This is a genomic window from Burkholderia sp. IT-111MI5 (assembly GCF_949752865.1).
Lineage (GTDB): Bacteria > Pseudomonadota > Gammaproteobacteria > Burkholderiales > Burkholderiaceae > Burkholderia > Burkholderia pyrrocinia_C.
The window spans coordinates 161,828-184,257 of the sequence record NZ_CATKIF010000072.1 but is presented as its reverse complement, the minus strand read 5'-3'; the positions used below and the strand labels follow the sequence as shown (position 1 = coordinate 184,257).

Sequence of the window (22,430 nt, the reverse complement as noted above, 5' to 3'; positions counted from 1 at the left end):
GCGGTTTCGTAACCGTCGCGTCACGATCGGCCACCACAATGCTCCGTCTTCTACCCTCATGATGGAGTTTGCATGTTTGCGTCACCGAGCCGTCTCCCGCTGCACGTCGCAGCGCTGTCGACCGCGATCCTACTGGCCGCCTGCGGCGGCGGCGACGATGTCGTCGCAACGAGCTCGACGAACGCCGCGGTCCCGGCACCGCCGGCCGACCCCGGCTTCGTCGACAGCGCGCCCGTTCCGAGCGTGCCCGCGTTCGTCGACAACGTCGCGACCAACCAGCGCGGCGACGCTCGTTATGCAACGCTGTCGACCAACGCCGCCGTGCGCGTGGTGAGCCGCTTCCTCGACCTGTGGCAGCCGTCGACGATGCTCGTCGATGCGGGCGTGACCGCGCCGGCCAACGGTGCGTTTCCGGCCATCTCGCCTTCCGCCTGCACGGGGCTGCCCGGCAACGGCACGCCGTGCGGCACGAGCCTGAACGACGCGGTGCTGTCGGCGAACGTGCAATACGTGGTCAACGCGACCACCGCGCGCACGCCGCAGCAAGCCGACGCCGCCTATTACGACGACCGGCGCGGCAAGGGCTACAGCGTGACCGACGGCATGGGGCCGCTCACCGCGGCATGGCGCACCGCGGCCCAGCAGACGACCAGCATCACCAGCGTGCCGGCCGACGCCACGACCGTGCTGTACAACGACAGCGGCAACAACGTCGGCGTCGGCAGCAGCGGCAACGCGAGTTTCGGGAAAGTCGTCGACCTGCTCAACGAAATGGGCAACAACGCGTCGACCGAACCCGCGAAACGCTTCTACAAGTATGCGCGGCCGTATCGCTGGAGCTCGAGCGTCGTCGTCGCGCCCACGCTCGTGCCCGCGGAAAGCACGACGCCGGCGACCGACGGCGGCTTCATCAGCGGCCACCAGGCCGAAGCGATGCGCGATGCGGTGACGATGGCGTGGCTCGTGCCCGAGCGCTTCCAGGAAATGGTCGGCCGCGGCCTCGAGCTCGGCGAGAACCGGATCCTCGCCGGCATGCACTCGCCGCTCGACGTGATCGGCGGCCGCATGCTCGCGCTGGCCGTCAGCGCGGCCAACCTCGCCGCGTACGCGAGCGACGCGCAGGCCGCGTACGGCCAGGCACACCAGACGCTGCAGCAGCTTACCGGCACCACCGATGCGACCTTCCCGGCATTCGCGCGCTCGGGCACGACGGCGACCGACCGGTTCGCCGACTACGCGACGAACAAGGCGGCGTTCACGCGCCGCATGACGTACGGCTTCGGCGCGATCGACGCGACCGGCGCGCCGCCGGTCGTGCCGAAGGGCGCGGAGATCCTGCTGCAGACGCGCTTCCCGTACCTGGGCGCCGACCAGCGGCGCGTCGTGCTGAAGACCACCGAACTGCCGTCCGGCTATCCGGTGATGGACGATGCGGAAGGCTGGGGCCGGCTGAACCTGTTCGCCGCCGCCGACGGCTACGGCGCATTCAACGGCAACGTGACCGTCGCGATGGACGCGTCGAAGGGCGGCCTCAACGCCGCCGACCTGTGGCGCAACGACATCGCGGGCGCCGGCAAGCTGACGCTGCAAGGCAGCGGCACGCTGACGCTGGCGGGCAACAACAGCTATACGGGCGGCACGCAGGTCAGCGGCGGCACGCTCGCCGCCGCTTCCACGATGGCGTTCGGCAACGGCGACGTGTATGTCGGTTCCGGCGGCGGCATCCGGATCGCGGCCGGCGCACCCGTGACGATCGCGACCCGCTACACGCAGCTCGACAACACGACGCTCGAACTCGACATCGACGGCAACGGCGGCGGACGCCTGCGCGTGGGCGGCGCGTTCACCGTCGCGGGCGGCACGCTGCACGTGAAGTTCGTGAACGGCTATGCGCCGAAAGCCGGCGACACCATCGCGCTGATCGACGCGGCAGCAGGCGCCGCGAAGTTCTCGACGGTGACGGTCGACGGCTTCAAGGCGACGCCGGTCTATACGGCGACGGGCGTGTCGATCACGCTGTCGGCGTCATAACCGGCAACAGGCATCGATCCGTGGACCGGCGCCGCCCGTGGCGGCGCCGGTCAAGCGAAACGGCCGGAGGCAGGCCGTTCGTCGCGCATGCCGGCTTCGCCCGACGGGCGGCGGATCAGCATTCGACGAGCGCCTTCACGACGGTCTGCCCCGCGTCCAGCAGACGCGGCAGCGCATCCGGCACGTCCTCGAGCCGCATCCGGTGCGTGTTCAGCGCGCGGTCGGGAATGCGCCCCGCGCGCATCGCGTCGAGCACGGTCGCGAAATCCTCGGCCGTCGCATTGCGGCTCGCGAGCAAGGTAGTTTCCCGCTTGTGGAATTCGGGATCCGAGAACGCGACGTGCCCGCGCACGATCGAGATCAGCGTGTATTTGCCGCCGTGCGCGACAAATTCGAAACCGCGATTCATCGCATCGAGGTTGCCGGTCGCGTCGAATACCGCATCGAAATACTCGCCGTCCGTCAGCGCCGCGAGGCGCGCCGCGTCGTCCGGCCCGACCTCCACCGCCGCGTCGACACCCAGGTGCTGCCGGCAAAACGCCAGGCGGTCGGCCCGCGTGTCGAGGCACGTCACGTCGGCGCCGCGCAGCTTCGCGAAGATCATCGCGGCCATGCCGATCGGCCCGGCGCCGACGACCAGCGCCCGCTGCCCGGGGCGGACCGCCGCGCGCCGCACCGCATGCGCGCCGATCGCGAGGAATTCGAGCATCGCCGCCTGGTCGAGCGAAATGCCGTCGGCCTTGTGAACGAACTGCGCGGGCACGCTGAGATATTCGGCCAGCGCGCCGTCGCGATGCACGCCGAGCACCTTGATGTTCACGCAGCAGTTCGTGTTGCCGTGACGGCATGCCACGCAGTGCCCGCATGACAGATACGGCATCACGTACACCGCATCGCCGGCGCCGAGCCCCGACTCGGGTTCCGCTTCGGCCACGACGGCGGACAGCTCATGGCCCATCACGCGCGGATACTCGAGATACGGCTGGGTGCCGGTAAAGATGTGCAGGTCGGTGCCGCAGATGCCGACGCGTTGCACGCGCAACAACACTTCGCCGCTGCCGCGCACGGGCGGTTCGCGATGCTGCACGTGCAGCACGCCGGGGGATTCGCAAATCACGCTGAGCATGGCGGATTCCTGTCGATCGGGTTCATGCACCGCCGCGCGCGGCGTCGATCCGGTAGAAGCGGCGCGCGTTGCCGCCGAACAGGTCGGCAAGCGCCGCGGAGCCGAGGAACTGCGCGCAGTCGTCCTCGCACGCGGCCAGCCAGTCGCCGTAGCCGCCGCACGCCGACGCGACCCGCAGCACCGGCCAGTCGCTGCCCCACATCAGTCGCGCCGGCCCGAACAGGTCGGCCAGTGCATGTACATAAGGCCGCGTGCGCGCTCGCACGGCGTCCGCGCCGGCCGACGGCCCGGCCTCGGTCCACAGGCCGGACAGCTTGCAGTGCAGGTTCGGCAGGCTCGCGAGGCGGCACATCGCCGACAGCCACGGCTGCAGCTCGCCGCGCTCGATGAACGGCTTCGCGCCGTGGTCGATCACGATCTGCAGATCCGGGTGGCGCCGCGCGAACGCATGCAGCGCATCGAGATGGCGCGGCATCACCAGCGCATCGAAACGCAGCGCATGCTCGAGCATCGCGGCGACCGCGCGATCCAGCATCGGATCGTCGATCCACGCATCGTCGGGCAGATCCTGCAGCATCGGGCGCAACCCGCGCGCTTTCGGCGCCGCCGCAAAGGCCGCGATCCGCGCCGGCGCGTCGGCGGCCTTCAGGTCGACCCAGCCGACCACCGCGCCGACCGTCGGGGTGTCGTCCGCGAGATCGAGCAGGAAGCGCGTGTCGGCGTCGCTCGGCAGCGATTGCACGAGCACGGTGCGGTCGATGCGCGCCGCGTCGAGCAGCGGCGCCAGATCGGCGGGGCCGAAATCGCGGTGTATCGCGTCGAGTTCGGCCGGCGGCCAGCAGCCGGCCCGCGCGCCGATCCGCCAGTAGTGCTGATGGGCGTCGATGCGTGCCGTCATGCGCGCGCTCCCGGCACCGGTGCGCGCGCCGCGATCAGCCCTTCGTCGCGCAGCGCGGCCCACAGTTCGGCCGGCACGGGGCGCTCGAACCATTCGAGGTTCTGTTGCAGCTGGGCCACGCTGCGCGCGCCGACCACGCACGACACGACCGCCGGATGGCCGAACGGAAACTGCAGCGCGGCAGCGGGCAGCGGGACGTCGAAGCGCTTGCACAGCGCGCCGAGCCGCGCGGCCTTGTCGATCACGTCGGCGCTTGCATCCGCATAGTTGAACTTGCCGTTGCCGGCCAGCACGCCGGAATTGAACACGCCGCCGACCACGATGCCCGTCCCGGCGCGGCGGCACGCGTCGAGCAACGGTTCGAGCGCCGTCTGTTCGAGCAGCGTGTAGCGGCCGGCCAGCAGCACGGCATCGAGCGCGGCTTCGTTCAGCGCATCGGCGGCGACTTCCCATTCGTTCACGCCGAGACCAAACCCGCCGATCTCGCCGCCCGCGCGCAGCGCGTCCAGCGCGCGAAACCCGCCGCCGCGGGTCAGCTGTTCCCAGTAGTGCGCGTGACGATCGCCGTGCGTCATAGCGCCGATGTCGTGCACGTACAGGATGTCGATCCGCGCGAGCCCGAGCCGCTGCCGGCTGTCGTCGTGCGACCGCATGATGCCGTCGTAGCTGTAGTCGTAGACGGGCCGGAACGGCAACGGCTCGGCCCAGCCGTCGTCGCCGGGGCGCACGCTCGCGTCGGCGCGCATCAGGCGCCCGACCTTCGTGCTGAGCGTGAACGCGCCGCGCTCGCGCGGGGCGAGCCCCGCGCCCACGCGCCGCTCGGACAGCGTGTAGCCGTAATACGGCGCGGTGTCGAAGTAGCGCAGGCCGGCGGCCCACGCGGCGTCGACGAGCGAGCCGGCATCGGCGGCCGACATCGGGCGATAGAGGCCGCCGAGCTGCGAGCAGCCGAGGCCGAGCGCGGACACCGTCAGCCCGCTGCGCGGCAATGCGCGCATTTCGTTTGCGTTCATGAGTGGTGACTGGATGCGGGAAAGAGGCGCGGCGCGCAATCGCCGCCCGCGCGCGGGCGGCTTGCGCGGCCGCTCAGTACAGGACGTTCCTGGCCGCCTCCGAATCGAGGTTCTGCTTGTCGACCATCACGACGCCGGTATCGATCAGCTTCGGCGCCGGCTTGCGTTCGACGACGTCGAGCGCCGTGCGCACGCCCTGGTTCCCCATCTGCCACGAGCCCTGCACGGCGATCGCCTGCACCGTGCCGTCGCGCACGAAGCCCTGCAGATCCTCGTTGCCGTCGAACCCGATCGCCACCACCTTGCCCGCCTTGCCCGACTGCTTCAGCGCGCGGCCCATCCCGACCGCGGTCGGCTCGTTCGCGCCGAAGATGCCCTTCAGGTCGGGGTTCGCCGACAGCACGTCGGTCGTCTGGTTCAGCGCGTTCGCCATTTGCGACTGCGAGTAGTACGGGCCGACGATCTGCAGCTTCGAATGGCTCGCGATGTACTTGCGGAACCCGCCGACGCGGCTGACTTCGGAACCCGCGCCCGGCACGTACGACATGATCGCGATCTTGCCGGACTGCCCGACGCGGTCGATCAGCGCCTTCGCGCACAGCGCGCCCGCCTTCTCGTTGTCGGTCGACAGGAATGCCTGGTAATACGGCTTGCCGGCATCCGAGATCGCCGAGTCGATCAGCACGACCGGAATGTGCGCTTCCCACGCCTTCTTGATCGCGGGCACGAGCGCATCGGGATCGGACGGCGCGAGCACGATGCCCGCCACATGGCGCGTGACCGCGTTGTCGACCATGTTGACCTGCCCGCTGATGTCGGACTCGGCCGCGGGGCCCTGGAACGTCATCGTGTAGCCCTTGGCGCCGTCGAGCGCTGCCTTCGCGCCTTTCTGCACGTTCTGCCAGTAGTTCGAGTTGACCGTCTTGACGATCACGGCGATCTCGCCGCCCGCCGCGTACGCACCGCTGTTGCATGCCGCGAACAGGCATGCCGATGCTGCCAGCAGGATGGATTTGTTCATGTCTCGCTCCGCTTCTCGTTGGTGGGAACTGCTGCCGGTCAGTGCCGGCGATTGCGCAACTGGTCGATCCAGACCGTGCCCAGGATCACGACGCCGATGATGATTTGCTGGATGAAGCTCGACACGCCGTTCATGTTCAGGCCGTTGCGCAGCACGCCGATCACGAACGCGCCGATCGCCGTGCCGGAAATCGTGCCGACGCCACCCATCAGCGACGTGCCGCCGATGACCGAGCTGGCGATGGCGTCGAGCTCGTACATGACGCCCTCGTTCGGCTGCCCGGTGACGAGCCGCGACATCAGCACGCAGCCGGTCACGCCGGCGAGCGCGCCGGACAGCACGTAGGTGAAGAGCTTCACGCCCTGTACGTTCACGCCCGACAGCCGCGCCGCCTCCGCGTTCGACCCGACCGCGTAGATATGGCGGCCGAGCGACGTTCTCGACAGCAGCACGGAAACCACGACGAACAGCACGACCATGATCACGACCGGATACGGAATGCCGGGGAACGTCGTGTCGGGGAACCCGTCCGCGCCGATGCGCGAGATGCGCAGCAGCGCACCGTTGCCCAGCGCGCCGAACGCGTCGCCGAGATCCGATACCGGCCGAGCGCCCGTGATCTGGAGCGCGATGCCGCGCGCGACGAGCATCATGCCGAGCGTCGCGATGAACGGCGGCAGGCCCATGCGCGTCACGCAGATGCCGTTGACGAACCCGCACAGCGCGCCGACCAGGATCCCGGCCGCCATGGCCGCCGGCACCGGCACGCCCGCCTTGACCAGCAGCGCGGACGAGACGCCGGCCAGCGCGAGTACCGAGCCGACCGACAGGTCGATGCCGCCGGTGATGATCACGCAGGTGGCGGCCACGCCGAGATACGCAATGGAGGTCACCTGCAGGCCGACGGTCATCAGGTTGTCGACCGAGAAGAACGCCGCGCTCGAGACGGAGAACGCGAACACGAGCACGACCAGGCTGCCCAGCGCCGCGAACTTCTGGATGAGGTCGCGCCGCCGCTGTCGCGCCGCCCGTTCGTCGGCCTGGCTTCGATCCGATGTCATTTCAAGCATGGGGACGCCCCGACGCATAGTGCATGATCTCCTCCTGACTGGTGTGTTGGGTGTCGAGAAACGCGGTCACTCGACCGTCATGAAAAACGGCGATCCGGTCGGTCATGCCGAGCAGCTCCGGCAGTTCCGAACTGATCAGCACCACGCCGACGCCGTCGGCGGCGAGCCGGTCCATCAGCCCGTAGATCGCGAATTTCGCGCCCACGTCGATGCCGCGCGTCGGCTCGTCGAAGAACAGGATCTTCGAGCCGCGATACAGCCATTTGCCGATGACGACCTTCTGCTGGTTGCCGCCGGACAGGTTGCGCACGACCTGCTGCACCGACGGCGTGCGAATCGCGAGGTCCTGCACGTAGCGCCGCGCCACGTCGAGCTCGTCGTCGAAGCGCAGGAAGCCCAGGCGCGACGCGATGCCGCGCACGTTCGCGAGCGTGAGGTTCGCCGCGACGGGCATCGGCAGCGCGAGCCCCTCCTTCTTGCGGTCCTCCGACAGATACGCGATGCCGTGGTGGATCGCCTCGCGCGGCGAGCGGATCGTCACGGGCCGGCCGTGCAGCGCGATCGTGCCGCCGTCCGGGCGGTCCGCGCCGAAGATCGCGCGCGCGACTTCGGTGCGCCCGGCGCCCATCAGTCCGGCAAAGCCCAGGATCTCGCCCTTGCGAAGCATGAACGACACCGGCCCGAACACGCCGTCGCGGCGCAGTTCCCGCACGTCGAGCAGCACTTCGCCGGTCGGCGTCGACTGCCGCGCCGGATACGCGTCGTCGAGCGTCCGCCCGACCATGCGCGCGACGATTTCGTCGATGCTCACGTCGGCGAAATCGTCGGTCGAGATGTGGCGCCCGTCGCGCAGCACGGTCACGCGATCGACGATCTGCGCCATTTCGTCGAGCCGGTGCGAGATGTACAGGATCGCCACGCCGTCGGCACGCAGTTCCTCGATGATGCGAAACAGCTGCACCGTTTCCGACTCCGTCAGCGACGACGTGGGCTCGTCCATGATCAGCACGCGCGCGTCGTGCGACAGCGCCTTCGCGATTTCGACCATCTGTTGCTGCGCGATGGACAGCACGCCGACCTTCGTCGTCGGTGCGACGTTCAGGCCGATCCGCGCGATGCAGCGTGCCGCATCCGCATTGAGCCGTTTCGTGTCGACGAACGGCCCGCGCCGCGGCTCGCGCGCGAGGTACAGGTTCTCCGCCACGCTCAGGTGCGGCACGAGATTGAGTTCCTGGTGGATGATCGCGATGCCGGCCGCCTGCGCTTCGGAGGCCGAACGAAACCGCACCGGCGCGCCGCGATAGTGGACGACGCCCTCGTCGGGCAGGTACTGACCGCTGATGATCTTCATCAGCGTGGACTTGCCCGCGCCGTTTTCGCCGCACACCGCATGCACCTCGCCGCGGCGCAGGTCGAGGCGAATCCCGTCGAGCGCGAGGACGCCCGGGAAGCGCTTGCGAATCCCCTCCAGGCGCAGGATCTCCCGGTCCGCTTCGTGCTGTGCGGCCTGACCGGGCAGATTGCGAGGCATTGCCATTGCGTCTCCTTGGGAAGGGCCGACCTGGCTTTCGTCTGGTCAGTCCAATTTCGATGAATTACAGCAATCCAGCCACTTTTGGTCAAGCCAATTTATATATCTCAATCCGCTCTTACCAATAGTGAAAACCCGCACATCCGCACGAACGGGCTGCCGTTCAGGGCGACACGGCGAGCGTGATAGACTTTGCGACGCGCGCTTGCGCGGAAAGCGCATTGACCAAGATCCATCGGATGAAATCGACAGAACCCAAGCGGCTTTACCAATCGGTCGCGGCCCAGATCGTCGCGTTGATTCGTCAGGGCGAATTCGCGGTCGGCGAACGCCTGCCGCCCGAGCGCGAGCTGGCGCTGACGCTCGGCGTATCGCGTCCGTCGCTTCGCGAGGCGCTGATCGCGCTGGAAATCGGCGGCCAGATCGAGATCCGGATGGGCTCCGGCGTTTATGTGCGCGACACGGCGGCCGACGACGTCGGCACGATGGGCACGCTCGGCGACAGCCCGTCGGAACTGATGCAGGCGCGCGCGGCCATCGAAGGCAGCGTCGCCGCGCTGGCCGCGGCGCGGATGACGGCCGCGATGCTCGATCGCCTGCGCCGCACGGTGCAGCGCATGAAGCGGCTCGCGGAGGCCGGCAAATCGCCCGTCGAAGCCGACCGGCAGTTCCACATGCTGATCGCGGAAGCCGCCGGCAATTCGGTGCTCACCCGCTTCGTCGGCGAGCTGTTCGACAGCCGCCACGACCCGATCGCCGCGGCCATGCGCGGCCACGCGGAGAATCCTCAGACCTGGACCGTCGCCGTGCGGGAGCACGAGGACATACTCCACGCGTTGCAGGCCGGCGACCCGATTGCGGCCCAGACGGCCATCCGCGCGCATCTTCGCGCGTCCGAAGCGCGATGGATCGACGGTGGCCTGAAATCCGACCCGGATTAAGCGGCATACGGGCGCCTTCGCGCCCTTGTCGCCCTTCGCGCAACGCGTCGCGCGGCACCGTGTGTAAACCCCCGGTCCGACATTAAATCAAATCCTTTATAGAGGGATTTCAGTAAGTCATTCCGCGAAACATCACAATCCATTCTCCGGCCTGTCACGCATTTCGGGCTTTTATCATTTTCCTTGCGCTTACCCGTCGCTATCCGCGACGCAACGTTTACAGGTGACGCGCCCCGGGCAACGGCGTCTTGCCGACACGTCACCCGACGTTTTTTCCCGGATATGATCGTCGGCACGACTGGTCGGGCTGCACGGCAGCTTCCGGGAGATATTTGTCAAACATCCAAAATGCCGCCATTCGGCCGATTCGATCCACATTTACCCGATTCTCGCCGCACATTTCCGGCACAAAACGCCGCCGCCCCAGCGCTTCACGTCTCGCCCAGATCCAACTAAATTCCCGCAATTCGGCATTTACAAGCACCAATGGCCGCACAAGCGCCTACGGTCGCTGCCCCGTTTCCGGGCGCTTCGCATCCCCCGCAGCAACACCACCAACTTACGATTGCAAATGCCTCTCATTTGCATTAAATTTCGGCGCGAATGTACTGTTTGGAACACCGACGTCGGCGCGAGGCCATCCGCCATGCCCGGACGCAGACCACATCAAAGGACGGGGTATGAGCAGGAAGAACTGGGCGGCCGCACCGATGGCCATCGTCGTCGGCACGGCCGGCCTGAGCGCCGCCGATGCGCAGGAGTTGTCGCTGCCCGCCATCGAGGTCTCGGGGCAGCGCGCGACCGCGCCGTTTCGCGCGCCCGAATCGACGAGCGCGACGCGCACCGAGACGGACGTGATGGAAATCCCGTTCGCGGTCAGCAGCGTCGACGCGAAACTGGCCCAGACCGTCGCCGCCACGCGCGGCGAAGACCTGTACGACTGGGTTGCCGGCGTCGCGCGGCAGAACAACTTCGGCGGCCTGTGGGACAACTACGCGGTGCGCGGGTTTGCCGGCGACGGCAACACGTCCGGCACCGACTACCTCGTCAACGGCTTCTCGTGGAATCGCGGGATCAGCGTGCCGCGCGACACCGCCAACCTCGAGCGCATGGAAGTGCTCAAGGGGCCTGCGTCCGCGCTGTACGGCCGCGGCGATCCGGGCGGGCTCATCAGCTACACCACGAAGCAGCCGCAGTTCGCGCGCTCGAACACCATCGGCATATCGGCCGGCAGCTACGGCGCGTTGCGCCAGACGCTCGATTCGACCGGGCCCGTCACGAAATCGCTCGCGTACCGCTTCGTCGCGATGAACGAGAACAACGGCAGCTTCCGCGATACGGTGTCGAGCAAACGCTACCTGTTCGCACCGTCGTTCACGTGGGACATCGGCGCGGACACGACGCTCCACTACGAGTTCGAAAGCGTGCGCCAGCGCGCGCCGCTCGATCGCGGCGTGGTGGCGGTCAACGGGCAGCTCGGCGCGATTCCGGCATCGCGCTTCCTCGGCGAGCCGCGCGACGGCGACTACGACGTGCGCAACACGGGCCACCAGTTCACGCTCGAGCATCGCGTCGATGCGAACTGGTCGATCAATGCCGGCTTCGCGCAGCGCGACACCGACCTGTCCGGCCGCTCGTCCGAAGCGTTCGCGCTGCAGCCGGACGGGCGCACGCTGTGGCGCCGCTACCGGCAAGTCGCGTTTCACTCGAACGACCTGCAAGGCCGCCTCGAAACGACCGGCAAGTTCCGCACCGGCGGCATCGGCCACACGCTCGTGATGGGCGTCGATGCGTATCGCTTCAACTACGACCAGTTCGTCGCGCGCTCGACGCCGAGCGCCGCCGCGCCGTATGCGATCGACATCTTCGATCCGGTCTACGGCCAGCCGACGCCCGCGCTGCGCACCGCGACCAACCTGCTCGAGCGCGACGACGGGCAAGGCGCCTACGCGCAGGACACGCTCGCGTTCGGGCCGCACTGGAAAATCCTCGCCGGGCTGCGCTGGGATCGCTTCCACCAGTCGGTCGAGAACCGCCTGAAGGGCGTGACGAGCAGCCAGTTGCAGACCGCGTTGAGTCCGCGCCTCGGCGTCGTGTACGAAATGACCCCCGCGCTGTCGCTGTATGCGAACACCGCGTATTCGTTCCGGCCGAACAACGGCGCCGATGCCAACGGCCGCGCGTTCGACCCGGAGAAGGGGCACGGCTACGAAGCCGGCGCGAAATGGGCCGGCACGCGCTGGCTCGCGACGGTCGCGGCGTTCTACGTCAACAAGCGCAACGTGCTGACCGCCGATCCGGCAAACGCCGGCTTCTCGCGCGCGGCCGGCGAGGTGCGCAGCCGCGGCGTCGAATTCGAATGGAACGGCGACCTGGGCCACGGCCTGCGCGGCATCGTCAACCTTGCGTACGTCGATGCCGAGGTCACGCACGATGCCGTACTGACGCCCGGCGCGCGCCTCGTCGACATTCCGAAGCTGAGCGGCAGCGCGCTGCTCATGTACGAAACCGCGCTGCCGTTCGCGGACAAGGCCGGCATCGGCACGGGCTTGATCTATGTCGGGCGCCGCGCCGGCAACACCGCGAACACGCAGGACGGCTTCGAGCTGCCGGCCTATGCGACCGTGCAGCTGAACGGCTATGTGCAGGTCGACAAGCACCTGCGCGCGTCGGTCGTGCTGAACAACCTGTTCAATCGCACGACCTACGTCAGCTCGTACAACAGCCTGTGGGTCACGCCGGGTGCGCCGCGCAGCCTGTTTGCGTCGCTCTCCTACTCGTTCTAGTCGAATCGGTCGCCTGGCGAGGGTCGCGCGTCAGGCGCCGAGCGCGAGCCGCGCGGCCAGCGCGAGCAGCAACGCCGGCAACATCACGCATGCGCCGACCGCGAGAAACTCGCCGAAGCCGACCCGCTGCCCTTCGCGCCGGATCGCCGCGAGCCACAGAATCGTCGCGAGCGATCCGGTGACGGACAGGTTCGGGCCCAGGTCGACGCCGATGAGTATCGCGTCGATCACCGTTTGCGGGGTTTGTCAGCGCGCCGCGACAGGCGCGACCTCGCGCGTGGCGTCGCCGCATCGCTCCGCGCGCTCGACGACACGCGCCAGCCGAATGATGTCGGTCAGCGCGAAATCGTTCGGATCGGGCCTCGGCTGGTTGCGCTCGTCCGCGATGCGCATCGCGAACGCGAGCGCTTCGGAGCGCTCGCGCAGCAGCGCGCGCAGCGCATCCGCGATGACGCGGCGGTCGCGCGGATCACCCAGGCCGAGCACCGGCGCGTGGTCGTGTTCGACGTCCGGCTTCGCGAGCGGCGCAGCCGCCAGCGCGGAGACACCGGGCATGGGAACCGGGTTCCGTCTCATGTCGTCCTCTCGTTGACCGGCGGCCGGGCGCCGCGTCAGCGCCGGTTCGAGCGCGACACCACGTCGATCCACACCGCCAGCACCAGCACCGCGCCCTTGACGATCATCTGCCAGTACGCGTCGACGTCCAGCATCGACATGCCGTTGTCGAGGCTCGCCATCACGAGCGCGCCGATCAGCGCGCCGTAGACGGTGCCCGACCCGCCGCGCATCGACGTGCCGCCGATGAAGCACGCGGCGATCGCGTCGAGTTCGCCCATCGAGCCCGCGGACGGCGAGCCGGCCGCGAGCCGCGCGGTGTTCACGATGCCGGCGAACGCGCACATCAGCCCCATCAGCGCGAAGATCGCGAGCTTCACGCGATCCGTATCGACGCCCGACAGCCGCGTCGCCTCGAGATTCGAGCCGACCGCGTAGATGCGCCGGCCGAACACGGTCTGCGTCGCGATCCACGAAAAGATGCCGAGCAGCGCGAGCAGCAGCAGCACCGGCACCGGAATGCCGCCGTAGCGGTCGAGCGTCGCGACGAACGCGAGCAGCACTGCGCCCGCGCCCGCGATCTTCACGACGTCCTGCCACAGCGGCGCGACCGCGAGCCGGTAGCGGCGCCGCGTGCCGCGCTGCCGCACGACCAGCAGCACGACGAGCGCGAACAGCAGCAGCGCGAGGCCGTCGCCGGCCACGCGCGGCAGATAGCCCTGCCCGAGGAACACGAAGCCGTCCGACACCGGCGCGATCGTCGAGCCGCCCGTCACGCCGAGCAGGATCCCGCGAAACGCGAGCATCCCGCCCAGCCCGACGATGAACGACGGCACGCGCCGGTAGGTCGACCACCAGCCGTTGAAGAGCCCGGTCAGCACGCCGAGCGCGAGCACGGCCGGCACCGTCGCGGCGACCGGCCAGTGGCGGTTCACGTCGAGGATCGCCGCGACGCCGCCGAGCAGCCCGAGCAGCGAACCGACCGACAGGTCGATCTCGCCCGCGATGATCACGAACACCATCCCGCACGCGAGCATGCCGGTGATCGACATCTGCCGCAGCAGGTTCGACACGTTGCGCGGCGTGACGAACGCGCCGTCGGTCAGCACCGAGAAAAACGCCCAGATCGCGACGACCGCGAACAGCAGCGCGAGGATCTTGTAGCGCACGAAGACCTGGCGAAGCGGACGGCCGGTTGGACGGCCGGTCGAACGGCCGCGCGCGTCGGCGTCCGGTGCCGCCGGAGTAGAGGAAGAAAGTTCGGAATTCATGTCGCACTCGATACGGTGGGTTCGGTCGGACGCCGCGCGGGCTTCAGCGCGGCGCCGAGGATCTGTTCCTGCGTGAGGCCGTCGTTGACGAAATCGCCGCGCAGCTCGCCTTCGCCGATCACCAGCACGCGGTCGGCGAGCCCGAGCACCTCCGGCATTTCCGACGACACGACGATCAACGCGACGCCGCGCTTCGCGAGCGCGAACACGAGCCGGTAGATCTCGGCCTTCGCGCCCACGTCGACGCCGCGCGTCGGCTCGTCGAGAATCAGCACCTGCGGCTCGGCCAGCAGCATCTTGGCGAGCACGGCCTTCTGCTGGTTGCCGCCGGACAGGCTCGAGATCGGCAGGAACGGGTGCGCGGCGCGCACCGACAGCCGCTGCATCTCGGTGCGGATCGCGTCCAGCTCGGCGGCCGCGTCGATCCGCCCGCGCGCCGCGAAGCGCCGCAGCACCGCCAGCGTGATGTTGTGGCCGACGCCGAGCTGCGGCACGATGCCGTGGCGCTTGCGATCCTCGGGCACCATCGCGATGCCGGCGCGGATCGCGTCGGCAGGCGAGCGGATCGTGAGCGGCCGGCCGTTCATCAGCACGGTCGCCGTGCACGCGCCCGGATACGCGCCGAAGATCGCCTGCATCAGCTCGGTGCGGCCCGCGCCGACCAGCCCGGCGACGCCGAGGATCTCGCCGCGCCTCACGCTGAACGACACGTCGTCGACCCGCTTGCGGCGCGTGTTCGTCACGTCGCGACAGGTCACGTGGCGCGCTTCCAGCACGACGTCGCCGATCTCGTGCGGCTCGCGCGGATACAGGTCGCGGATCTCGCGGCCGACCATCATCGAAATGATCCGGTCGGTCGTCAGCGTGCGCATCGGCTCGGTCGCGACATGGCGGCCGTCGCGGATCACGGACACCGTGTCGCACACGGCCTCGACCTCGACGAGCTTGTGCGAGATATACACGCACGCGACACCGCGGCGCTTCAGGTCGCGCACGATGTCGAGCAGGATGCGCGTTTCGGAAGCGCTCAGCGACGACGAAGGCTCGTCGAGAATCAGCAGCTTCGCGCGCTTGTTCAGCGCCTTCGCGATCTCGATCAGCTGCTGGTGGCCGCCGCCGTAGTTCATCACCGGCTGCGCGACGTTGATCGAGTCGATCCGCAGCTCGTGCAGCAGCTCCTCGGCGCGCTGGACCATCGCCGCGTAGTGCATGCGGCCGCCCGGCAGCGTGATCTCGTTGCCGAGGAAGATGTTCTCGGCCACCGACAGTTCGGGCACGAGCATCAGTTCCTGATGGATGATCACGATGCCCGCGCGCTCGGTGTCGCGCACGCCGGACGCGACGAGCGGCGCGCCTTCCCAGCGGATCTCGCCGTCCCACGTGCCGTGCGGATAAACACCCGACAGCACCTTCATCAAGGTCGATTTTCCCGCGCCGTTCTCGCCGCACAGCCCCACGCACTCGCCCGGCCGCACCGTCAGGTCGATGCCGTCGAGCGCCTTCACGCCGTCGAAATCCTTGACGATGCCGCGCATCGTCAGCAAGGGTTCGGTCATTCGCTCATGCCTCGCAGTATGCGCGCGGACGCACCGGTGGGCCGTCCGCGCGCCGCGCCGTTACTGGCTCGCCAGCTGCGCCTGGGTATAGAAGCCGTCCTTCACGACGATGTCGACGTTGCGCTTGGTCAACAGCGTCGGCTGCAGCAGCACCGTGTCGACCTTCTTCTTGCCGTTGTCGTATTGCGCGTTGAACGCGGGTTTCGTGCCCTTCGCGAGATCCACCGCAAGCTTCGCCGCTTCGCTCGCGATCAGCTTCAGCGGCTTGTAGACGGTCATCGTCTGCGTGCCGGCGATCACGCGCTTGACCGCCGCGAGGTCCGCATCCTGCCCGGACACCGGCACCTTGCCGGCCAGATGCTGCGCGGCGAGCGCCTGGATCGCGCCGCCCGCGGTGCCGTCGTTCGATGCGACGATCGCATCGATCTTGTTGTTGTTCGCGGTCAGCGCATCCTCGACGATCCGCAGCGCGGTCGACGCGCTCCACTCCGGCACCCACTGCTGGCCGACGACCTTGATGTCGCCGCGGTCGATCGCCGGCTTCAGCACCTTCAGCTGTCCTTCGCGCAGCATCTTCGCGTTGTTGTCGGTCGGCGCGCCGCCGAGCAGGAAATAGTTGCCCTTCGGCTTCGCGTCGTAGACGCCCTGCGCCTGCAGTTCGCCGACCTTCTGGTTGTCGAACGAGATGTACGCATCGACGTCGGCGTCGAGAATCAGCCGGTCGTACGACACCACCTTGATGCCCGCCTTGCGCGCTTCGGCGACGACGTTGCCGAGCGTCTTCGAATTGAACGGCACGATCACGATCACGTCCACGCCGCGCGAGATCAGGTTCTCGATCTGCGATATCTGCCGAGCCTCGCTCGCATCCGCGGACTGCACGGACACCTTCGCGCCGAGCTGCGTGGCGGCGGCCACGAAATAGTCGCGGTCGCGCGACCAACGCTCGACGCGCAGGTCGTCGATGCAGAAGCCGATTTCCGGCTTGTCCTTGCTCGCATGCGCGAGCGGCGCGCCAAGCGTGAGAGCCGCCATCGCGGCGGCGCCTGCCAGCGCACTCAATACGGTACGACGCGTTACGGATTTCATGTCTCCACTCCTCTTTATTGGACAACCCCATGAACGCCGGGCGGCCGCCGAAACGCGCCGCCCTTTGTCTGGCCACCACACGGCACGGCGTTATGCGGTATGACCCGCGCCTGCCGAAAACACCGGTTCGAGTGCGCGATACAGCGCGCGAAACGTCGGCCGCCGCGCGTCGCGATACCACGCGTGGCGCGCCATGTCGGGCTCGCGCACGGCCACCACCGGCGGCTGCGGGCACACCGCGTCGAGCGGCGCATCCGGTTCGAGCGCGAGATGCGCGAGCCGCGCGGCGCCGAGCGCCGGGCCGACTTCGCCGCCCGCGCGCAACGTCAGCGCGCGGCCGCTCAGGTCGGCGAGCATCTGCGTCCAGTACGCGCTGCGCGAGCCGCCGCCGATCACCGTGATGCCGTCGGGCGCGAGCCCGGCCGCATGCAGCGCGTCGATCCCGTCGAGCAGCGCGAAGCCGACACCCTCGAGCGTCGCGTTCGCGAGATCCGCGCGCTGCGTGTCGGGTGTCAACCCGTAGAACACGCCCTTCGCATTCACGTCGTTGTGCGGCGTGCGCTCGCCGCTCAGATAAGGCAGGAACCACGGGCGGTCACGGCGCGCGTTCGCCTCGGCGTCGGCGAGCAGCGCGGCAACACCGTCGTAGCCGGCCAGCTGCGCGGTGAAATCGATGCAGCCGGCCGCATTCAGCATCACCGACATCAGGTGCCAGGTATGCGGCAATGCATGACAGAAGCTGTGGACCGCCGATTCGGGATTCGCGCGGAAACCGTCCGACACCGCGAAATAAACGCCCGACGTGCCGAGCGACAGCAGCGCATCGCCGGGCCGCACGATGCCGACGCCCACCGCGCCGGCCGCGTTGTCGCCGCCGCCCGCGACGACCGGGATCTCGCGCAGCCCCAGCGTGCGCGCGACGGCCGGCAGCAGCGTGCCGGTGATGCGGTTGCCCTCGAACACCGCGGGCATCTGTTCGCGCGACAGCCCGCACGCGGCGAGCAGCGTGTCGTCGTAGTCGCGCTTCGCGACATCGAGCCACAGCGTGCCGGCGGCATCCGACGGATCGGTCGCGAACACGCCGGTCAGCCGGTAGCGCAGATAATCCTTCGGCAACAGCACGTGCGCGATCCGCGCGAACACGTCCGGCTCGTGACGGCGCACCCACAGCAGCTTCGGCGCGGTGAAGCCGGGCATCGCGAGGTTGCCGGCGACGGCGCGCAGCGTGGGCGCCAGCCGCTCGAGTTCCGCGCACTCGGCATCGGCGCGGCCGTCGTTCCACAGGATCGCGGGGCGCAGCACGTCGCCGTGCGCATCGAGCAGCGTCGCGCCGTGCATCTGCCCGGTCAGGCCGAGCGCGCCGATGTCGTGCGGATCGATGCCGGCCGCACGCGCGTCGGCGACGAGCGCCGCCAGCGCGCCGCATGCCGCATCCCACCAGTCGAGCGGCGCCTGTTCGGACCAGCGCGGCCGCGGCCGGCTCACCGACAGCGGCCGGCTCGCGCTGGCCCGCACCGCACCGTCGCGGTCGAGCAGCACGGCCTTCACGCCCGACGTGCCAAGATCGAGTCCGATGTACATGGCGTCAGCGCAGCCCGTAGATCGCCTGGTTCACGATGTTCTCGAGCCGTTCCTGCGCGCCGCTCGCATGCCTCGGGTTCACGCCGCGCGCGAGCGCGTCGGCGGCGAGCGACTCCAGCGTGTAGCCGCCCGACAGGATCTCGCGGCCGAATGCGCTGTCCCACTGCGCGTAGCGCTGGCGGCGCAGCGAGTCGAGCCGGTCGTTGCCGACCAGCACGGCCGCGCGCTCGAGCGCGAGCGCAAGCACGTCGATCGCGCCGACATGGCCGTAGAACAGGTCTTCCGGATCGACGCTCTGGCGCCGCACCTTCGCGTCGAAGTTCATGCCGCCGGTGGTAAAGCCGCCGTGGCGCAGGATCTCGTAGAACGCGAGCGTCAGTTCTTCCACGCTGTTCGGGAACTGGTCGGTGTCCCAGCCGTTCTGCGCATCGCCGCGATTCGCGTCGACGCTGCCGAACACGCCGAGCGCGAACGCGTTCGCGATCTCGTGATGGAACGAGTGGCCGGCGAGCGTCGCATGGTTCGCCTCGATGTTCACGCGGATTTCGTTCTGCAATCCGTATTGCGTGAGGAAACCGTGCACCGTCGCGACGTCGTAGTCGTACTGGTGCTTCGTCGGCTCCTGCGGCTTGGGCTCGATCAGCAGCGCCCCTTTGAAGCCGATCCGGTGCTTGTGCTCGACGACCATCGACAGGAAGCGGGCGAACTGCTCGCGCTCGCGCACGAGATCGGTATTGAGCAGCGTCTCGTACCCTTCGCGGCCGCCCCACAGCACGTAGTTCTCGCCGCCGAGCCGATGCGTCGCGTCGAGCGCATGGCGCACCTGAGTGGCCGCCCACGCGAACACGTCGGGGTTCGGGTTGGTCGCCGCGCCCGCCGCGAAGCGCGGATGCGAGAACAGGTTCGCGGTGCCCCACAGCAGCCGGACGCCCGTCGCCTGCTGGCGCTCGGCCAGGTAGTCGGTCATCCGCGCGAAGTTCTCGACGTACGCGTGCAGGCTGTCACCTTCCGGCGATACGTCGGTGTCGTGAAACGTATAAAACGGCGTGCCGAGCTTCGTGAAGAACTCGAATGCCGCATCCGCCTTCTGGCGCGCGCGCTCGAGCGGGTCGCCCGGCTGCTGCCAGGGCCGCTGGAACGCGCCCTGGCCGAAGATGTCGTGGCCCGGCCACACGAACGTGTGCCAGTAGCACACCGCGATCCGCAGGTGCTCCTCGAGCGTCTTGCCGAGCACCACCTTCGTGCGGTCGTAATAGCGGTATGCAAGCGGGTTGTCCGACTGCGGACCTTCGTAGCGAATCGCGGGAATATGTTCGAAATACGACATGGCGTCTCCGTCCGGTTTCTTGTTGCAGTGCGGCGTGCATCGCGTTGGCATGCTGGCCGAATTCGATCTGGCTGGATCGTGCCCGCGCGCCCCGTCGCCCGCAATTGCGAAATTGCGCAGCACGCTTAACGTTTCTTGCCAGCGCGCTGCGCACGGCACGCGTTCCGTCCTACAATCGCCGGACACCAGACAGATCAGACAGCCGCGCGGCGTTGCCCGCGCGCCCGGAGACAACGGCGCGACGCCCCGGACGGCGCGCGCTTCGAGACCGAGATGAACCGCGCCCCTTCCACTCAAACGCCGCACCGCATCGCGCTGCTGTTCAACGCCAACAAGGTCTACGACCGCGAGATCATCAGCGGCATCGGCCAGTACCTGCGCTCGACGCGCGTGGTATGGGACCTGTTCCTCGAGGACGATTTCCGCTGCCGGCTCGCCGGCATCGAGCGCTTCGACGGCGACGGCATCATCGCGGACTTCGACGATCCGGCCGTCGCCGACGCGCTCGCGGGCTCGCCGCTGCCGATCGTCGCGCTCGGTTCGTCGTACGAAGATCCGGCGCAGTATCCGGACGGCGTGCCGTATATCGCGACCGACAACGCGAAACTCGTATCGCTCGCGTACACGCACCTGATCGGCGCCGGGCTGCCGCACTTCGCGATGTACAGCCTGCCCGTCGCGCAGCAGAACCGCTGGGCGCAGCAGCGCGAGCTCGCGTTCGACGGCCTCGCGCGCGCGGACGGCGTCGATGCGCCGATCTACCGCGGGCTGTCGACGAGCGCGTCGGGCTGGAACCACGCGATCGAGCAGCTGATCGGCTGGCTGCACGCACTGCCGAAACCCGTCGGCGTGATCGCGGTGACCGACGCACGCGCGCGGCACCTGCTGCAGGCGTGCCTGATCGCGGGCCTCGCGGTGCCGGAACAGGTCGCGATCATCGGCATCGACAACGATCCGCTCACGCGCACGCTTACGCGCATTCCGCTGTCGTCGGTCATCCAGGGCACCGAGGAAATGGGCCGCACGGCCGCGCACCTGCTGCACCAGATGCTGCGCGGCGCACGTTTTCCCGACCGGCGGATTCTCGTGCCGCCCGTCGGGATCAACGTGCTCGAATCGACCCGCCACCAGCCGCTCGCGAGCCCGCACGTGATGCGCGCCCGTCACTTCATTCGCCAGTATGCGTGCCAGGGCATCAAGACCGAGCAGGTCGCCGACTACGTCGGCGTGTCGCGCTCGCTGCTCGAAGAGCACTTCCGTCGCGAACTGCAGCGCACCGTGCACCAGGAAATCCTGCGCCACAAGCTCGAAGCGGCGCAGGCGCTGCTCGCCGGCAGGCAGGCGTCGAGCGCCGAGGTCGCGATCCGCTGCGGGTTTACGTCGCTCCAGTACATGTACGCGGTGTTCCGGCGCGAGCTGGGCTGCACGCCGCGCGAATACCAGGAACGCGCGATCGCCGCGCACTGAAGCCCGCCGTTCACATCGAATCATCCTATGCACATCGATACCGATTCCTCCCATCTGACGCCCGGCGTCGCACGCGTGCCTTCCGAGCCGTGGGGCACGCTGCCCGACGGCGACACGGTGCGGCGCTATACGCTGCGCAACACGCACGGCATGCGCGTCGTCGTCAGCGACCTCGGCGCGACCGTCGTGTCGTGGCTCGCGCCCGACCGCACCGGACGCTTCGCCGATATCGTGCTCGCGCACGACACGCCCGCTGAGTATGTCGAATCGGGCGCCTACCTCGGCGCGACGGTCGGCCGCTGGGCGAACCGGATCGCCGGCGCGCGCTTCACGCTCGACGGGGTCGACTACCTGCTCGATCGCAACGAGAACGGCAATCTGCTGCACGGCGGCGCGAGCGGCTTTCACCGGCAGCGCTGGGAAGTCGTCGACGACTGCGGCGGCCTGACGCTGCGGCTCGATTCGCCGGAAGGCGACGCGGGTTTTCCGGGCAACGTGAGCGTGCAGGTTCGCTACGCGCTCGACGACGACGGCACGCTGACGATCGACTACACCGGCGTCACCGACGCGCCCACGCCGCTCAACCTCACGAATCACAGCTATTTCAACCTCAGCGGCCGCGCGGGCAGCGACGTGCGCGGCCACGTGCTGAGCATCGACGCCGACGCGTTCCTCGAAGTCGACGACGCGCTGATCCCGACCGGCACCGCCGACGTGACCGGCACCGCTTTCGATTTCCGGCACAGCGCGCCGCTCGGCGCGCGCCTCGACTGGCCGCATGCGCAACTTGCAAGGGCGCGCGGCTTCGATCACTGCTTCGCGCTGCGCGACGGCGCGCGCACGGTCAGGCCCGTCGCCGGCATCTACGATCCGGAAAGCGGCCGCGAATTGATCGTGTCGACCGATCAGCGCGGCCTCCAGCTTTATACCGGCAACTATCTGGACGGCTTGCGCGTGAGGGGCGGCACGCGTTGCGCGCAACACGCCGCGCTGTGCGTCGAAGCCGGCGGCTTTCCGGACCAGGTCAACATGGCCGACCTGCGCGACGACGTCATCCTTCATCCGGGCGCCGTCTATCGTCAAACGACCCTGTACCGGGTGGCCGTTCGCGCGTAACGCGCGCACCGGCCGCCTTCGACAACAAGCACCGGCGGCCAGGCATCGGCC

17 protein-coding genes and 1 pseudogene are annotated in these 22,430 nt (G+C 68.7%); 5 read left to right on the top strand and 13 right to left on the bottom strand.

The window, feature by feature from the left end:
• The first annotated feature begins 72 nt into the window (after positions 1–72).
• Positions 73–2,031 carry a phosphatase PAP2 family protein gene (locus ACM6JT_RS33880; RefSeq protein ID WP_414858088.1) on the top strand — a complete coding sequence of 653 codons (1,959 nt, stop codon included), beginning with the start codon at positions 73–75 and terminating at the stop codon, positions 2,029–2,031.
• 115 nt (positions 2,032–2,146) lie between these two features.
• Here ACM6JT_RS33880 and ACM6JT_RS33875 read toward each other — a convergent pair whose 3' ends face one another.
• The 6 genes from ACM6JT_RS33875 to ACM6JT_RS33850 all read right to left on the bottom strand — a co-directional run bounded on the left by ACM6JT_RS33875 (position 2,147) and on the right by ACM6JT_RS33850 (position 8,696).
• Positions 2,147–3,157 carry a zinc-binding alcohol dehydrogenase family protein gene (locus tag ACM6JT_RS33875; RefSeq protein ID WP_414858087.1) on the bottom strand — a complete coding sequence of 337 codons (1,011 nt, stop codon included), beginning with the start codon at positions 3,155–3,157 and terminating at the stop codon, positions 2,147–2,149.
• Between the two features lie 22 nt (positions 3,158–3,179).
• Complete coding sequence (locus ACM6JT_RS33870) at positions 3,180–4,055, bottom strand: amidohydrolase family protein (RefSeq protein WP_414858086.1); 876 nt, start codon at positions 4,053–4,055, stop codon at positions 3,180–3,182.
• Entirely contained in the window at positions 4,052–5,068 is a 1,017-nt protein-coding gene (locus ACM6JT_RS33865) for an aldo/keto reductase (RefSeq protein WP_105392564.1), read from the bottom strand. Before ACM6JT_RS33865 ends, ACM6JT_RS33870 begins: the two co-directional genes overlap by 4 nt.
• A 73-nt stretch (positions 5,069–5,141) precedes the next feature.
• Entirely contained in the window at positions 5,142–6,089 is a 948-nt protein-coding gene (locus tag ACM6JT_RS33860) for an ABC transporter substrate-binding protein (RefSeq protein ID WP_175749198.1), read from the bottom strand.
• 38 nt (positions 6,090–6,127) lie between these two features.
• On the bottom strand, positions 6,128–7,159 hold the full coding sequence (locus ACM6JT_RS33855; RefSeq protein WP_034182410.1) for an ABC transporter permease: 1,032 nt from the start codon (positions 7,157–7,159) through the stop codon (positions 6,128–6,130).
• On the bottom strand, positions 7,152–8,696 hold the full coding sequence (locus ACM6JT_RS33850; protein WP_414858085.1) for a sugar ABC transporter ATP-binding protein: 1,545 nt from the start codon (positions 8,694–8,696) through the stop codon (positions 7,152–7,154). Before ACM6JT_RS33850 ends, ACM6JT_RS33855 begins: the two co-directional genes overlap by 8 nt.
• A gap of 233 nt (positions 8,697–8,929) precedes the next feature.
• On the opposite strand from ACM6JT_RS33850, the gene ACM6JT_RS33845 reads away from it, so the two are divergent.
• Complete coding sequence (locus tag ACM6JT_RS33845) at positions 8,930–9,631, top strand: FadR/GntR family transcriptional regulator (RefSeq protein ID WP_034182412.1); 702 nt, start codon at positions 8,930–8,932, stop codon at positions 9,629–9,631.
• A 680-nt stretch (positions 9,632–10,311) separates the two neighbouring features.
• Entirely contained in the window at positions 10,312–12,417 is a 2,106-nt protein-coding gene (locus tag ACM6JT_RS33840; protein ID WP_414858084.1) for a TonB-dependent siderophore receptor, read from the top strand.
• 30 nt (positions 12,418–12,447) lie between these two features.
• Here the strand turns inward: ACM6JT_RS33840 and ACM6JT_RS33835 are convergent.
• The 7 genes and pseudogenes from ACM6JT_RS33835 to xylA all read right to left on the bottom strand — a co-directional run.
• Positions 12,448–12,660 (bottom strand): annotated as a pseudogene (locus ACM6JT_RS33835) (ArsB/NhaD family transporter); the annotation flags it as partial.
• 3 nt (positions 12,661–12,663) lie between these two features.
• Positions 12,664–12,972, bottom strand: coding sequence for a hypothetical protein (locus ACM6JT_RS33830; protein ID WP_152603968.1), 309 nt, complete (start codon positions 12,970–12,972; stop codon positions 12,664–12,666).
• A 56-nt stretch (positions 12,973–13,028) separates the two neighbouring features.
• A complete protein-coding gene (locus ACM6JT_RS33825) occupies positions 13,029–14,243 on the bottom strand; it encodes a sugar ABC transporter permease (RefSeq protein ID WP_414858083.1) in 1,215 nt (404 codons plus the stop codon).
• On the bottom strand, positions 14,240–15,799 hold the full coding sequence (xylG, locus tag ACM6JT_RS33820) for a D-xylose ABC transporter ATP-binding protein (protein WP_414858082.1): 1,560 nt from the start codon (positions 15,797–15,799) through the stop codon (positions 14,240–14,242). The genes ACM6JT_RS33825 and xylG overlap by 4 nt, the downstream gene beginning before the upstream one ends.
• Positions 15,800–15,859: 60 nt before the next feature.
• Positions 15,860–16,888 (bottom strand): D-xylose ABC transporter substrate-binding protein, encoded by a 1,029-nt coding sequence (xylF, locus tag ACM6JT_RS33815; RefSeq protein WP_414858081.1) that lies wholly within the window; start codon positions 16,886–16,888, stop codon positions 15,860–15,862.
• 90 nt (positions 16,889–16,978) lie between these two features.
• Positions 16,979–18,469 (bottom strand): xylulokinase, encoded by a 1,491-nt coding sequence (gene xylB / locus ACM6JT_RS33810; protein ID WP_243567286.1) that lies wholly within the window; start codon positions 18,467–18,469, stop codon positions 16,979–16,981.
• A gap of 4 nt (positions 18,470–18,473) precedes the next feature.
• A complete protein-coding gene (xylA, locus tag ACM6JT_RS33805; protein ID WP_034182607.1) occupies positions 18,474–19,796 on the bottom strand; it encodes a xylose isomerase in 1,323 nt (440 codons plus the stop codon).
• Positions 19,797–20,069: 273 nt separating this feature from the next.
• On the opposite strand from xylA, the gene ACM6JT_RS33800 reads away from it, so the two are divergent.
• Together ACM6JT_RS33800 and ACM6JT_RS33795 are read left to right on the top strand one after the other, a co-directional pair.
• Positions 20,070–21,263, top strand: coding sequence for a XylR family transcriptional regulator (locus tag ACM6JT_RS33800; protein ID WP_034182436.1), 1,194 nt, complete (start codon positions 20,070–20,072; stop codon positions 21,261–21,263).
• A 27-nt stretch (positions 21,264–21,290) separates the two neighbouring features.
• Complete coding sequence (locus tag ACM6JT_RS33795) at positions 21,291–22,379, top strand: aldose epimerase family protein (RefSeq protein WP_034182437.1); 1,089 nt, start codon at positions 21,291–21,293, stop codon at positions 22,377–22,379.
• The last annotated feature ends 51 nt before the right edge of the window (positions 22,380–22,430 follow it).